The sequence below is a fragment of the Paraburkholderia sp. SG-MS1 genome (assembly GCF_012275575.1).
Lineage (GTDB): Bacteria > Pseudomonadota > Gammaproteobacteria > Burkholderiales > Burkholderiaceae > Paraburkholderia.
Genome location: NZ_NPIH01000005.1, coordinates 25,270 through 40,067, shown reverse-complemented (window position 1 = coordinate 40,067; position 14,798 = coordinate 25,270). Strand labels below are relative to the sequence as shown.

The window sequence follows — 14,798 nt, the reverse complement described above, 5'->3', positions numbered from 1 at the left end:
AAATAGCGCGCGTTTGAGTTTGCATCGACTTATTGCCCACCGAGCCACGCGCGCACATGCCCGTCAGGCAAAACCTGCCCTACTATTCAGTTACACTTATTGTTGCCCTCACCGCTCTGAGCGGAGAACTCATATGGCGTTCCATCATCGTTGCGCACGATCGTCACCGCGCACCCCGATATACTTGTAATTCGACCAAGAGGCAGCTGCGCGCCGGGGAAATAACGTACACCCCGGGCATCGACCAGCCACGAGCCATAGGCCGTACGTGCCAAATTCATGCCAATGGCTTCGAGGGGCGCTCGCACCGGCCCGCCCTGTGCAACGTGGCCTTCGAACCCAAGGTTGTGCAACCCTTTTATCGACTCGTAGGCAAGGTGCGCGACACGCGCGTAATCCCACGATTCCGGCAGAAGGTAGCCCTGCTCCGCCGGAGGTATGACAGTGAACGTGCCAGGAGAGCCCAGCCTGATCTGCGCGCCGCGGTAATACCTGGTCAGAAAGTCTGCGAGTTGCTCCTTGATCTGATCGACAACAGCCACACGCATCACCGATGCACAGGTATCGCGGCGAACCACGGCCGACAGTGAGGCAAGATCCGCAGAAGTTGCCACATAGCCATCGTAGACATACGCATGCGTCTTCGGGTCTTCATGCATTGTCACGAACCGGAATGCACCGTCGAGTTTCGGTGCCCTGCTCGCGACGACGTGCGAACCGAGCGTTTGCCATGTCACGCCAGCGCCGGCCAACACTAGTACGATTGGCAGCGCCAACTTCACGCCGCGCGAAGCCAGCGCCCAACGTTTCGCCACGTAAGCGGCGGGCGCATGCATCATCAGCCACACGAGTTCCGCCGAGCGCACGGCATCTGGCGTCAGCAAATCGCACCCGCTGAACTGTATTCGCGCATCGCCCACTGTGAAGGATGCCCCCTGTCTCAACACGGTCGTCTTTCCCGCTGCCAATGCGTGACCGAATACCCGAACGCCGACATGATGTGCTGTGAGTCGCAACAAGTTGCCGTTCAGGCAAATACTCGCGTGATGCGCCACTACGCCATCGTCAACGATCACGAGATTCGCGTCTTCTCCGTTGCCGATCACCATGTCATGACCTTCGGACAAAAGCACGCTGGCCCCTGCGTGAATGCCGCCGGTAACGGTAATGATTCCGCCCGTACTCATCGGATCCGCTCCTTCGTCGGGGATGACTCCGATATTGAACCGGACGGAAGCGGGGGAAGAGAATCCGCCCACCCGGGCGCATATCTGGCAGGGGGCGTCATCCGCGTGCGACCGACCGCGTCAACAACGCCGGGATGGGCTATCGGTTGCGCCAGGCCCGGGGGAGAAGGCTCTTTCCCGGGTGCAGGTCGTGCCACCTGGTTTGTCATCGACTTGATGCGCGGGGTTATCAAAATCAGCCGTTCCAGACGCTCCGACTGTTCCTGCTTATCACTGAACAAGGGACCAATGAACGGGAGATCCGACAATACAGGCACTCGTGACGTGGACTTTGCAGCGCGTTCATATTCATAGCCGCCGACAAGCAGGCTTTGCCCGTCTTCGATAACGGCTTGAGTCACGATGGAGTTGTGACTGACCTTCGGAATGCCATCGACCGAATTAGACGAATCAAATGCCCCATCCTCGATTTGCACGCTCAAAAGGATATTCTTCGCATCGCCGGGCGCCGACTCTACTGTCGGCGTCACTCTCAATGTGAGTCCGGTATCGACGTTGTAAAGGTCGACATCCTGATTACCCGCAACCCGCACATATACAGAATTGCGCGATGATAGTACTGCTTCCGTGTTGTTCAACGTCAACACCTGCGGGCGCGACATGATGCGCGCCTTCCCACTCTCTTCGAGCGCGCGAATCTTTGCGAATAAATAGGTTGTCGAACCGCCAATCATCGTCGCGAGACTGACACCGGGCGCTGTCGGCACGTTGGATACATTCTGTGCTGACGACAGCGCACCGGTGACGGTGGTAGCCACGCCCCATCCTCCCTTTACTCCACCGCCGAGGCGCATGCCCAGTTCGCTCGCCGCGTCTGTCGAAACGTCGATGACTGCCGCCGTAATTTCGACGAGATCCTGAGGCTTGTCGAGCATTGCGATCGTACGCTCGTAGTTGGCCATCATTGACGGCACGTCATAGATCACAACGGAATTCGTACGCGCGTCGGCGATGATATTGCGCCGCATCGGCGCAGCAACGGCGGCAATTACGCCAGAGTCGGGCAATGGCGCATCGATTGTCGGCAGTGTATCGGCCAGCCCCAGACCGCGCAGACTCGGGAGCGGCGGTGGCCCACCGCGAGCCTCCCGGCGCTGGCTGCGCACCTTCATCGGCGTTTGCGCATTGGGTACCGAAACGGGGACATCCGCCATCAGCTTGCGCAGCAGCGATGCGACGCCCGGCACGATTTGCTGCTGATTACCGGACGTATAGGCGATGTCCTGTGCCTGCGCGTAGTGAAGCGGAAACACGCGGATAGCCAGTTCGCCGACAGCCGGACTGACGACCGTCAGGTCCTGCGCTTGCGCAACGGCATCGGCTATCGCATCGACGTACTCGGACGGCCCGGATAGAGCGGCCGTGGTATCCGAATAGCGAACCGGCAGGTGGCTGTCTTCGAGACCGAGATTGGACAACAGACCAGCCACATCGCCGCGCGTCATAGGCGCGAACGAAATAGTCCGGCTTCGGATGTCGCTAGCGCGGGAGACACGAATGACATGTCCGTCGAAGTACCACGCAAGCTCGTAGGCCTCGATCAACCTGGCGAACACGCGCTCTGGCGATTCGTTGAATGCGCCGTTGACGGGGTCCTTCACACCAGCCGAGATTTTCACCTGCAGCCCGCCTGCATTCGCCACCTCTCTCAAAACCTCTGGTAGAGGTGTATTGCGGGCAATGTAATGCATCGTTTCCTCGCGCCAGACCGGCTGGACTGCATTGCCTAGCGAAGCGTGGAGCACAATTCCGACAACCAAGGCCCGGCGCATGCTTAAGGCGGCTCGATACCGTATGACACAGACTTTTCCGCTTCTCGCACGCTCGCTTCTCCGCGTCATGAACATATGAATTTTCCCAAATTGGCATCGGATTTGACGTGACGAGACTATATCGTGGCTTTTGAGCACCAAGGTCATACGCATATACCACCGATGCAAATCTCAACCCGAGAGCATTGCAAGTACCTTAATTACTCTGGACTCCAATGCTGCGAACAACGTATTGCAATTTCAACACAGATCTTCTTAGGCTAAGACAACGATCAGTTCGCCTGAACGGTATTGCCACGTGTCTGAGGCTGGAGGAAATTTACTGGTCGATCATCGAGGAACTTGCTCGTAAAGAGTCATTGACTGTAGGCAAGTTGATATCACGATGGGCCATGGAAATGGATCTCTCGCACGAGTCCGTATGGAATTTTACGGGCTACGTTCGTGTAGTTTGTGTTGTTCAACTGATGAAACGCGTCGACCCGGCTCATCAGATAGATCTGTCCCAATACCCCGGTGTTACCTGAAGCGAGTGAATTTCTGTAATTCTTGTCGCTGATCGTCACGCATTCATGCTTCGGGAGGTTCCAATGTAAACATTTGTCTTTTCACTCTTAGATCTCGGGTACTTCTGTGCCCATCGAACTTTGCCTTTCATAACGGGCGCCTCCCATTGAGGAAATAAACATGTCGGTCAATATTTCGCAAATGAGTACCACGCAGTTCTCTTCCGTTAGTAATTCCGGTTGCTCGCCTTGTTCGCCCGCGGCTCAGCAAGGGCAGTCGGCTCCGATGTTTTCTCCAGATTCGGGCTCGAATGGTGGTGGCGGTGGAGGAATGGGGGATCTGCTCAAAGACTTGATGAGCCTCGTCCAGGATGTGATGAGTCTCGCGGGCAAAGCTGGTGGCATGGGCGGCATGATGGGCTAACGCGCATTACTCGCCATTGAGACGGCCGCCGCTTTGACTGTATGGAGGAAGTCATCCGCTTCTGGAATTGCGGCGGCCGGCGCAAACGAGTCCGGTCGAAGAAACTGACGCGACGATCCGGTGCCTATAGATCCCGACCTGAATGAGGTCCGGGTCGAAAGGAGCAAACAACTAGTCTTATCCGATCTTTTCGCCGGCGAGTAGCAGCGGGCACAATCGATGACGAGTACGCGAAAAGCGCGCCCCTTTCCTCTTAACGACGCAGTGGAATACAGTGAGGGACGCCGCCGTGTCCGCTTCAGCGTCGCGCCGGATTCAGGATCGCCCAATATGCCGTGATGGCAGGAGGGGATGATCCGCAAAATCATTCACCCTGTCACAGGGGCAAGCGATCTTCCCGGCACGGGGTGAACAGCTTGGGGTCGACCCAGATCCTCGCTCGCCGCGTGGCGCATGAGATCGGCCAGTCGCGCGAATGCCTTCTTCGAGGAACTCCACACCATCGCGAACTACCAGGCATCTCCGGCTACTAGTGAATTCGGGCCGCCCACGCGCCGCGAGTCATTCCGAAGGCCATGATGGTACCAAGCTGCACTCCTGCGCCGAATGAGCACGAGATCGAGACCGACCTCCGTGCGCCCTATAGCTTGACGTTTTCAGCGATCGGCCTCGGGCAGGTTTCCGGACAGCAGCCCCAACGGCGCACCGACCGGATTTCAAAGCGCCTCAGCGGCAGTCGACGCTGGCTGCGCCACGAAAGGCCGGTTCTTCGAGCACGGGAAAGGCGTGGACGGCAACCCGCACAGGTACGCTCACGCTCACCGATGGAAGCAAAGTCGCTGTCTAAGCGCGTGAACCGATGCGAACAGACAGCGACTGTCTCATGTTCGGGCGGTTCCTGAAGGTGCCCGCTGTGACTTAGCTCAGCACCACTGGAGTTCGTAGCCGGTTTCCCTGTCGGTGGCTCACTGGGGCCGCTGGGGGAACAGTGGATGGAGCGGTTGGCGGGCTCCCTGGCTCGATAGCGGTTGCCAGAGCTATCACGCTATACGCACGACACCATTAAATCCATCGCGGGAAAGCGATGACAGTGATTGAGCGATCCGAAATTTGTCATCTCCCTCTTTCACACGACTGCCTCGACAACGTGGAAAAAAACGCTTTAGCCCGTGAATTGCAGATCCAGGAAATCGGACCGCTTAAGCCGACGCAGCCGCCGCGAAAAGGCGACGGCCCGGCAGAAACGGGGGGTCCTGATGATATTACCGCTCGCGCAACGCTTCTTTTCCCCTGTTCAGCGGCTTCATCAGATAGGCGAGTACGCTTTTGCGTCCGGTCTGGATGTCCACCGTTGCTACCATCCCCGGCACGATCGAAAACATCTTCCCGGCCTTGTTCACGAGATGGTCGGCGTCCGTACGAATGTAGACGCGATAATAGTAAACATCCCGTTTGACATCGTCCTGAATTGTATCCGGCGAAATTACAGTCACTTTCCCCTTCAAGCCGCCGAAGATCGAATAGTCATACGCGGTGATCTTCACCGATGCGTCTTGCCCGGGATGCAGGAACGCAACGTCGCGCGGTGAAATGCGTGCCTCAACCAGCAACTTGTCATCCAGCGGCACGATTTCCATCAGCTTCCCGTTCGGCGGAATAACGCCGCCCAAGGTGGTAATCGCAATATCTTTCACGATACCTCGAACCGGCGACGTAAAGGTCAAACGGGTAAGCGCATCTTCGCGCCCTCGTGAAACTGAGCGTTGCGCTTCAACTTCGGCATTCGCCTTTGCAAGTTCCTCCCGAGCCTTGACAAAGTAGTCATTGCGCAAGTCATTTTGCTTGCCTTCCAGCTCATTGATTTGCCGCTTAAGCCGCAAGACTTCTACAGCACTGGCGGCGCCCTGCGCCACCAATGGCTCGGTCAGAGAAAGCTCGCGGCGCACTAGCACAAGGGTCTGGGATAGATCGTTGAGGCTGCTGGAAAGTCCATCACGCCGCGAACGATAGAGTGCGGTCTCGCTTCGAACCAGATTGGGATCTTGCTGAACATGCTCGGGAAATGTCAGCGGCGTACCATTCACTTCGGCGGCAAGCCGGGCTGCCATTGCCTCTGACGCACGCAGCTTCGATTCGCTTTCGTCAACGGTCGATTCGGTACGCGTGCGGTCCAGTTGGGCCACCACCTGCCCGGCGTCCACGATATCGCCTTCCTTGACCGGCAGCTTGACCAGGATTCCCCCCTCCAGCGACTGAATGACCTGCTCTTTGGACGTCGGAACGATCTTGCCTGTTCCACTAGAGACCTCATCCAGGTTGAAAAACGCCGCCCACGCCAGAAACGTGACGATCAACCCAGCGATCAACCATGTCACAAGGGACGACTTTGGCAACGGCGAATCAGATCGCGCAGCCATTGGAAGCGCCGCAGGTACCGCGCCCGGCAACTTCGTCGCCCCGCGGCGCGCACCACCCGGTACTTCACCGTGCGCCATCAACTGTGTCCGGTTAGCCGCGTCAGCCGATGGTCGGTTTCCTTCTGATTTCTTTTTAATCTCGTCAGGCCGTTTTTCAACTTCGCTCATCTGGACAGTGCTCCTAGTACTTTATCCTTGCTGCCGTCCATCACGATCTGCCCGGCATCCACAACGATGACCCGATCAACCATCCTGAGCACCGACATGCGATGGGTCGCCACGACAAACGTGCGCGGACCAAGCCACGCTCCCAGCTCTTCGATGACGTGGCGCTCGCTCATTTCATCGAAGCTCGCCGTTGGCTCATCAAGCAGCACGATCGACGGCTCCCGCAACAAGGTGCGCGCCAGCAGTAGCGACTGGCGCTGACCGCCGGACAGCCCCAATCCCCCTTCCAGGACCATGTCATCCAGACCATTGGGGCGCGACTCGACAAAGGCCAACGCACCGGTCATGCGAAGCACCTTCAGCACCGCCTCGTCCGTGGCAAGCGGCATGCCGAGCACAATGTTGTCCCGGACCGTTCCATGGAACAGTCGGGCGTTTTGGGTCAAAAGACCCATGTCTCGTCGCACGTCAGCTGGATCGATCAGTCCCAGCTCCGTGCCGTCCAGCGTAACGCGTCCCTGATTGGGCGCTTGCAATCCAGCAAGCATCTGCAATAGCGTCGACTTGCCCGCGCCCATTCGACCAAGCAGCGCAATCTTCTCCCCTTTGCCGATATGCAGCCGTGCGATCGACAGCGCCGGCACCTTATCGTCCTTGCCATACTGGAAGCGCGCACCCTCGATCAGGTATTCGCCGTGCAGTGAAGACCGCTGAACCAATTTTGACCGATCCGGCTGATCGACCGGACGTGCCATCAGCTCATCCAGACCCTTGCGGGCTACCTTAGCCTGCTGCCACCGCGCAAAGAGGGAAGAGAGTTGAGCCAGAGGCGAAATCATCCGTGAAGCGAGGATCGACGTGGCCACGAGAGCGCCCGTTGTCATGTCGCCTTTCATCACCAGAAAGCTTCCGCACAGAAGCACCAGCGCGTAAGTAATGCTCTGCACTTCCTGTGTCCACGTCATCAGCAGACTGGTCAGAAAACGCTGGCGCATGCCAACGCCTGCGGCCACGGTGTTGACGTTATTCCACTGATTCTGAAAACGTGGTTCGGCACGAAGCAACTTAATGTCTTCAATACCTTGCACAGCCTCCACGAGCATCGCATTGCGTAACGCGGACTCGCGCATGCCCTCATTCGAAAGGCGAGCCAACGGGCGTTGGATCAACAGCCCAGGGACGACGAGAAGGGGCACGGCTGCCAGGGCCACAAAAACGAGCGAGCCGCCGACTGCCCACAATACAACCAGAAATAGCACAAAGAACGGCAGATCAGCGAGCGCTCCAACCGTCGTCGACGTTAGCAATTCGCGCACCTGATCGAGCTCACGAACCTGGGCAATGAAGCTGCCCGTGGACTTCGAGCGAGCATCGTTGCGTATCCTTAGCGCGTGCCCAAACACGACGTCGGATATCTTCAGATCAGCGCGCTTTCCGACGACATCAGAAATATGGGTGCGTGCTACGCGGAGGCCAAATTCAAATGCAATCGCAATCATCACTCCGCCAAACAGCACCCATAGCGTGGGTTCCGACTGCGACGGAACCACCCGATCATAGATCTGCATCGAGAAGGTCATGCCGGCCAGCGCGAGCAGGTTGGCAAAGAGCGACGCCAGGATGACGTCGCCGTAGCGGCGCCAGTCACGCAGGGCGATCGCCCAGAACCAGTTCGCCCGGTAAGGTCGGATATAGTCGTCCACCCGTGCATCCGCGACCGAATTCTGGGGCCGAAGGATCGCGATGCGCTTTGCACGCGAGCGAACGTCATGGATCGACATCGCTGTTTCAAGCCCGATATCGCCACTGATCAGCACACCGAATTTCCCGTGCCCGTCGGATGTGTGCACCACCCCCACAGAGCCGTCGTGGCATTCAATAACGAGAGGCAAGCGCCACGGGTCTAGCTGATCAACAGAGAACGGGCAGAGACGCAGTTCAAGTCCTGCCTGTCGGGACATATGCTCAAGTACCTGATCGATCGGCGCGCCCTGTTCCCAGGCTAACGAAACACGCACGCTCTCCGCAGAGACGGACAGTCCGTAGTGGCGCGCAACGGCGAGCATCGCATCCAGCCAACGTGTATATTGAATTGGCAGACTCATGGAAGCACGTCCATCCCTTGTACAACGGTTTTGTTAAGGCCGTAGAACTCACGACCGGCTCCTGTAGCCGCAACGTAGCCAACCAGGTTGATCCAGAAATCATGCTTGACTGACTCATTGTCAGAGACTGCCTGGAAAAACTCCTGCTCCGCGTTGAGAAGGTCCAATATCGAACGCGTGCCCAGCTTGTATTGTTCGCGATAAAGATTCCGTGCTTCCGTAATGCTTCGCTTGCGCCTCTCCAGAACGCCGAATCGGCCTTTGGCTCCAATCGCGAGTTCTCTGAAGCTGCGCGCGTCGTCGCTACCGTTGAGGCGCGCGACCTGAACCCGCGAACGTGCAGAAGCGAGTGCACTATCCGCAGCGCTTATCTGTGCGCTTAGTGCACCGCCCTGGAAGACTTTCCAGGAAACGTCAAGCATGATCGTCCTATAGGATCCATCGGGCACATAGGTCGACGGATTGACCCCACTTAGACTTTTGTTTTGCGAGATATCAAGCGTAAGTGTGGGCCAGCGCTGCGCCTTGGCAACGTCAAGCTGTGCAATAGCCGACTTCATGTCTGCTTTGGCGGCTAGCACATCTGGTAAGCCGTCCGTATTTGGATCTGGATTCAGCGCCACAAGCGCGGCCTTATCTTCCGGAAGCGAAGCGATCGTGCCGGTGAACCGACCGCCGAGCAATGTACGTAAATGTTCAAGGGCCTGCGCCTTTTGCGCGCCTACCTGCAGCAGGTCCGCCCGCGCACTCTGGACTCGCGATTCAGCCTGAATAGGATCAGAGCGCGTACTGACGCCTGCTTCAGCCCGACGCTGCGACATAAGAAGCACTTTCTCGACGGCCGCAACCTGTTCCTTCGCGATCTGCTCCAGCACCTGATAACGGTGTGCGTTGATCACTGCCTCCGCGGTTTGCTGCGCGACAGTATCGATCTGCTTGAGAACGGTGGCCTGTTGACGGCTTACGCCGGCTTTCGCCTGGTCAACAGCGCCAGATACCTTGCCAAAGTCGAACAGCATCTGGGAGACCGAAACGGAAGTGGTATTGCCCGTACCCGTCAAGGTAGAATTGCCACCGCCAAGCCCTGCTGTGATCTGGGGAAAGTATCCTGCGCGCGCGACGTCGATGGCACTGGTTGATTCAGCCAGTGCCGCAATCGTGTCGGCAATTGATGGATGACGGCTAACGGCGATGGCAACGGCGTGGTTTAAATCCAATTCTCGGTCTGATATATCGGCGTCCAGATTGACTTCCGCCTGATCGCCAGCGATTTGCTTCTCGAGTGCTGCAGGGTCCAGCCGGTTGGCACCCCAGTCAAACTTGCCAGAGGGAGCACGAGGCTGCCCCGGTGCCTCCGCCATAACAGGCCCGGAGCAAAGGACGAAACACAGGCATGCTGCACCCGACAAATTCAATTTCACAAAAACTCCTTACCGATGCGTCGCCAGGAATTCGTCAAGCACATGGCGCAAAGACCAAATAGCAACGGGCTACTCTGTTGAGTAAAACTGAGGTATGACAAAGCGATAAAATTTCGCGAACTTCTTTGATTGAGCTATTAGCTGGAGAAAATTTCCCCTGAATGCCTGGGCATCGGGGAAAAGGTTGTGTTGCCGCCACCGGGCTCGGCCAATTGTCTTTGATCTGCCGAGAGATAAGTATTCATACCCCGCGCGTGGCTTGCGATACCTCAACACTCAGTCAGAGCGTGGTTTCCTTGCAGGCCCCTGCGCCCACCCGCTCAACTAAATCGGCGAAATGTTTATGTGAAACTCACGTCCGACATTCGCATTGTGTCTCGTTCAGGCGCACCCTCCAATAGAATGCGTTCGATTTTTCGGTCCGAAGTACGTTATGAACCTTGCCTGCGGTCTGCCGGTATTCAAGCCGTCCAGACTGCCGCAGCGGCCAAAGCGAAAACAAGAAGCGCCGTGCGCGCCTGCAGTGGCGCATATCGATGCGCCGTACGCTTGATGCAAAAAGAGCTTTCGACAAATGTCGCGCGCGGTACAAAAGCTTGTTTAGCGAACGTCGTATGCGCCGCTTCGTGCGGCGTGGATTGGTGGCTTGCACGATACTGCGTGCCGACGCACAACCATCTAGTTGGCTTCGTAAGCTTTGTCGGCCACGACGTTTCCAGATTACAGGTCAGGAAGGGCCATACTTTTACGAAGTTGTCCCAACACTTTTACTTGCGGTCCTGGCCGCGAATCACGCGATGCTGCTTGACCCTTCGTCGCTTTCGCACTGGCTACCGCCGCCCAAATGATCATCGACGACGCTGCTTCGCTCCTCCCTTCCCTATTCCGCGTGTCGCGAAGCTAAAAAATAAGGCGACCAGGCCCATGCAGAGAACGAAGACGACATCGATCGCAACCAGCCACCAATCGAGTTCTTTGAAATACCATATACAAAACAGTACAACGCAAAACATCGTGAAAAATAGCGACAACAGAAACAATATCGAATTGTCCAACCAACGACAAACAGCGACTATCTGCCCTCTGCAAGGCAATTTAATCGATGTTGTAAAGATTTTCATCTACAAATCTTCCATAGGCCACATCGATCTCTGTGGATCAAACAGGACAATACCCTTTGCCACCCAACTCCCCGCGCGTAGTCAATGCCTGACTCCCTCGTTCAGCAAGGATCAGCGCGGCACAATATCTTTTCATTCGAAATGTTGACCGAATAACTCTTCACCAAAATGGCCCGTGGTTTCACGTTACCTCACCGCGCCCTAAACTGACATCGAAGGAATTCGAAATCATGAGGTCAGTTGCACGGACCAAACCCTGTCCGGCGGAACATCTGACCAAAAAGATTGGAGGGCTAGATCATCCAGCGGTGCACATTCCGATCACTCGCTCGGCGCGACACTTGTCGACATGGTCCGACCTTCTCTGACCCCGGATCCGGCCACTCATTTCGCTGCGAATTCTGCCGCCTGACTTGGCGTGTGTCGACCAGTGCATTGGCACGGTGTGAACGAGCGTTCGTTGAACAAGGTCATAGCAAGGGGCTCCGCAGGGGTTTTCGGGTAACCGCTCATGGTCGCGCGAGGCGACAGAACCGGCTCAGGCATCAAGAAAAGCTACGCTCGACCACGCTCGCTCGGTCATAACAGAGCAGGTGCTTCTGTGCCTCACCCCGGCTCGATTACCTGCCGTCATGTCGTTATCGCGCGCGGTCTGCGCAGAGTCTCGCCGTGTATCCATGATGCGCAAATGCCACTTCGACGGCTTGTCCCGCTACCAACTGGACCTGCCCCATCCCCCAAGCTCTGCGACTTGCGCGCTCCTGTTCATTCGTGGGCGTTCGGGCGCCACCCACGACTACGTCAAGGTATCGCCCGCAATGTGGACCTTGCCGCCGCGTTTGCGCATGCGTCTGTCATTGTCCGCACCCGCTGGCTGCTTTTTCGCCGGCCGACTGCATTTTTGGGGCCGTCCAGGCCGGCACCGCTGATTGCCCCTGCAGTGCGTGGGCTACGCATCGGACACACAATGTCCTCAAAACAGGCCGCGTATATCCTGTGATTCGCGCAGCCAGGTGCGGCCTGGCGGACGCACGTCGCAGAAAGTCACCGATCGCCGTTCGGCACCAGATAAAGATCCGAAACAAACCGGCATCCCGCCGACGACCCTGCCGCCTGACAGTCTCGCGGCCGGTCGTGATTGTTTGGCGGGAGCGAACCCCACACAAGGGAATACGAGGGAGGAGATCCTCCATTGTCCGCAACGGACGCGCGCGTAAAACGGAAAGGAGCTGGGAAGCTGGGAACCGGAACCGCCGCCTTCCACGGAGTTGCCGCGAAAATCCGCGTCGCGTTCATCCCGCTGGCGTCAAATGCATAGGTCTGCGTCCCGTGCCATAAACTGTAAAACGTTTCTGTCAGCATGTGCCCGGTGCGAGAGACGCCGGAGAATGTTATCTTTGCGTCGATCGAATCCGTTCCGGCAAACTCCCAGCGTTGACTCCAGTGAGTAACTGGACCGATACGCCAATGTGTCCCTTTCAGAGAAGCATGAAAGATCTGCGAATGGCCGTCGGCATCGTACTTCTGATATGAAATGATAGGCTCACCATGAAGGCCGAATCCAAGCTTGACGTTATTGAAAAGCCCGGCTTGGGTCGGAACACGATCGACCAACGTCTCGCTTGAGGGCGTCAATGGAAGTTTGACTCGAGTTCCTCGTACATTGAACCAGTTGACCAGGTCGGAAGACCGCGCATAAGAGACGTTGAAGTTCGTCCTCGCATCGGGTGATTTCCGCCAGACCCAGGCGACATGAAATACGCCCTTACTGTCACGCTCGAATACAGTCGGATAGGCGCTCGACGAATCCGCGCGCGACCCGCTCGCAAATAGCGGCGTGTTAAACAACCTGCGCCATTGGGTTCCATCGAATCTGTCGATGATATGATTGCCATTGCCGCTTCCGCCCTGCCTATAAACGAAGTACAACGTCCCGTCTTTTGTCTTCAGGAAGGCAGGATAGGTCACTCTCGATTCGTCCGATCCTGTCAGAGTCCGCTCTACCGCAACAGTCGACACATCTCCCACAGTCCTCATGCGAGCGTACACCAACGGCGTGCCATGCTCATTTCCCGAGACATGCACGAGCCCGTTTCCGTCAATCGCCAAGGCGACGTAATTGTGCGCGTCCCAACCAGCAAATCGGCTATTCAGCTGCTGCTTCTTTATCGATCCATCGGTCAGGTCAATCTGCGCCACCGACAGGTAGCGATCTGCGTCGTAATAGCCTACGTAGATTTTCGAGCCGCTCTGGATCGCCGAAAACGCTACTCTCGTACCGGCCCATACACCGTCTATCCGCAGTGGCATAAAGGGCGCGTTTGTCGTAGCTAAAGCCTCATTGACGGGCGAGAGGCTTAGCAAGAATGCAAACAACGGCCCGGCGAGCATCGATTGACGATGTCGCCGTGCACATTTTGACATCTTAGCCACTCCTCTTCATCAAGGACGGACGCTTGCGGCCTTTTCCCAAGTCGCCACGCGCTGACCCCTCGCATATTTAAGAATCGCGACGGCGGCTGCCGTATTGACCAGACACAAATAGAATGGCAACGCCACACATTTGTATCGCCTCACGTTCCACAGGTTAAGCCAGCCGACAGCGGCGAGGGCGTAGAGCGCAATCTGCGCGCCCAATGTCGCGGCAACAAGCCAGCCGTGGGTCGTCAATAGCACTACGTTCAACAAAAGAAGAATGATTTGAAGGTAGAGCGCAAACCAGCGAATGAACTTGTGCGAAATAAAGACCCATAGGCGCCACCCCGACATATCGCGGCCGAATTTTTGGAACCCGGCGAGGCCGCGCGAAACAATGCGCACCTTCCGTCTATATTCGTCGAGCGCGCTGGTCGCCGAGCTTTCATAGGACAGCGCTTTCTCTTCGAAAATAACTTTCCAGCCGTCGTTGCCGATCTGCATCGGCGTCTGGAAGTCGTTCGCAACATCGCTCTCCAACGGTTTGAACAGAGACCTACGTATCGCGAATATAGGACCGTTTCCGACCAGCACTACCCCGAGCCGATTCTGCGCTCGCTTGATCAGATTCTCGAAGGCCCAGTATGCACCGTCTGACTTTGCAGTGCCAGAATGCTCCTTCGATACTCGACATTCCTTGCCTATCACACACCCGACATCCGGCGAGTCGAAACCCTTGACAAGTGCCGCCACAGCGTGGATATCGAACTTTGCATTCGCATCGGTGAACACGACAATGTCGCCAGTAACATCGGTGATTGCCTCGTTCAGACACGGGTTCTTACCACGACGCAACTTCGAGTGAGACAGTCGCACACCACGTGACGCAAAACTGTTGACGATTTCTACGGTTGAATCCGTGGAGCCATCTGACGCGACGATAATTTCCAGCAAAGACTCGGGGTAGTCCAGCGACAGCGAGTTGATAATCTTTTGCCGCATGACGCTCTCCTCGTTGTAGGCCGAGATGAGCAGGCTTACCTTGGGCAGCACAGCGTCATCTTGTCGAACGCGATCTTCAGCAGAGCCCACCAACCGCGAAGCGGCAAGAATCAGTACCGGAAAAATGAGATACGGATAAACAAATATCGTTCCACAGATAAGGAATGCTAACATTATCACTCTAAGCCCAAAGTATTGTT

At 56.8% G+C, this 14,798-nt stretch carries 10 protein-coding genes; 2 read left to right on the top strand and 8 right to left on the bottom strand.

Going from position 1 to position 14,798, the window contains the following annotated elements:
* Positions 1-86: 86 nt before the first annotated feature.
* Together CIC12_RS00390 and sctC are read right to left on the bottom strand one after the other, a co-directional pair.
* Positions 87-1,187, bottom strand: coding sequence for a hypothetical protein (locus CIC12_RS00390; RefSeq protein ID WP_168661121.1), 1,101 nt, complete (start codon positions 1,185-1,187; stop codon positions 87-89).
* Positions 1,184-2,938, bottom strand: a complete 1,755-nt coding sequence (gene sctC, locus CIC12_RS00385; protein WP_238812258.1) for a type III secretion system outer membrane ring subunit SctC — start codon at positions 2,936-2,938, stop codon at positions 1,184-1,186. Before sctC ends, CIC12_RS00390 begins: the two co-directional genes overlap by 4 nt.
* Positions 2,939-3,234: 296 nt before the next feature.
* On the opposite strand from sctC, the gene CIC12_RS00380 reads away from it, so the two are divergent.
* Positions 3,235-3,546 carry a ribbon-helix-helix domain-containing protein gene (locus tag CIC12_RS00380; RefSeq protein WP_168661117.1) on the top strand — a complete coding sequence of 104 codons (312 nt, stop codon included), beginning with the start codon at positions 3,235-3,237 and terminating at the stop codon, positions 3,544-3,546.
* Positions 3,547-3,706: 160 nt separating this feature from the next.
* Positions 3,707-3,949 carry a hypothetical protein gene (locus CIC12_RS00375; RefSeq protein WP_168661115.1) on the top strand — a complete coding sequence of 81 codons (243 nt, stop codon included), beginning with the start codon at positions 3,707-3,709 and terminating at the stop codon, positions 3,947-3,949.
* 1,262 nt (positions 3,950-5,211) lie between these two features.
* On the opposite strand, the gene CIC12_RS00370 is transcribed toward CIC12_RS00375, so the two are convergent.
* The 6 genes from CIC12_RS00370 to CIC12_RS00345 form a co-directional block, all read right to left on the bottom strand.
* Positions 5,212-6,534 (bottom strand): HlyD family efflux transporter periplasmic adaptor subunit, encoded by a 1,323-nt coding sequence (locus tag CIC12_RS00370; RefSeq protein ID WP_238812256.1) that lies wholly within the window; start codon positions 6,532-6,534, stop codon positions 5,212-5,214.
* Entirely contained in the window at positions 6,531-8,639 is a 2,109-nt protein-coding gene (locus CIC12_RS00365) for a type I secretion system permease/ATPase (RefSeq protein ID WP_168661113.1), read from the bottom strand. Before CIC12_RS00365 ends, CIC12_RS00370 begins: the two co-directional genes overlap by 4 nt.
* A complete protein-coding gene (locus tag CIC12_RS00360; RefSeq protein WP_168661111.1) occupies positions 8,636-10,060 on the bottom strand; it encodes a TolC family outer membrane protein in 1,425 nt (474 codons plus the stop codon). Before CIC12_RS00360 ends, CIC12_RS00365 begins: the two co-directional genes overlap by 4 nt.
* 1,759 nt (positions 10,061-11,819) lie before the next feature.
* On the bottom strand, positions 11,820-11,975 hold the full coding sequence (locus CIC12_RS33820) for a DUF3553 domain-containing protein (protein ID WP_446727881.1): 156 nt from the start codon (positions 11,973-11,975) through the stop codon (positions 11,820-11,822).
* Positions 11,976-12,225: 250 nt separating this feature from the next.
* Positions 12,226-13,605 carry a BNR repeat-containing protein gene (locus CIC12_RS00350; protein ID WP_168661107.1) on the bottom strand — a complete coding sequence of 460 codons (1,380 nt, stop codon included), beginning with the start codon at positions 13,603-13,605 and terminating at the stop codon, positions 12,226-12,228.
* 18 nt (positions 13,606-13,623) lie between these two features.
* A complete protein-coding gene (locus tag CIC12_RS00345) occupies positions 13,624-14,772 on the bottom strand; it encodes a glycosyltransferase family 2 protein (RefSeq protein WP_168661105.1) in 1,149 nt (382 codons plus the stop codon).
* Positions 14,773-14,798 lie beyond the last annotated feature (26 nt).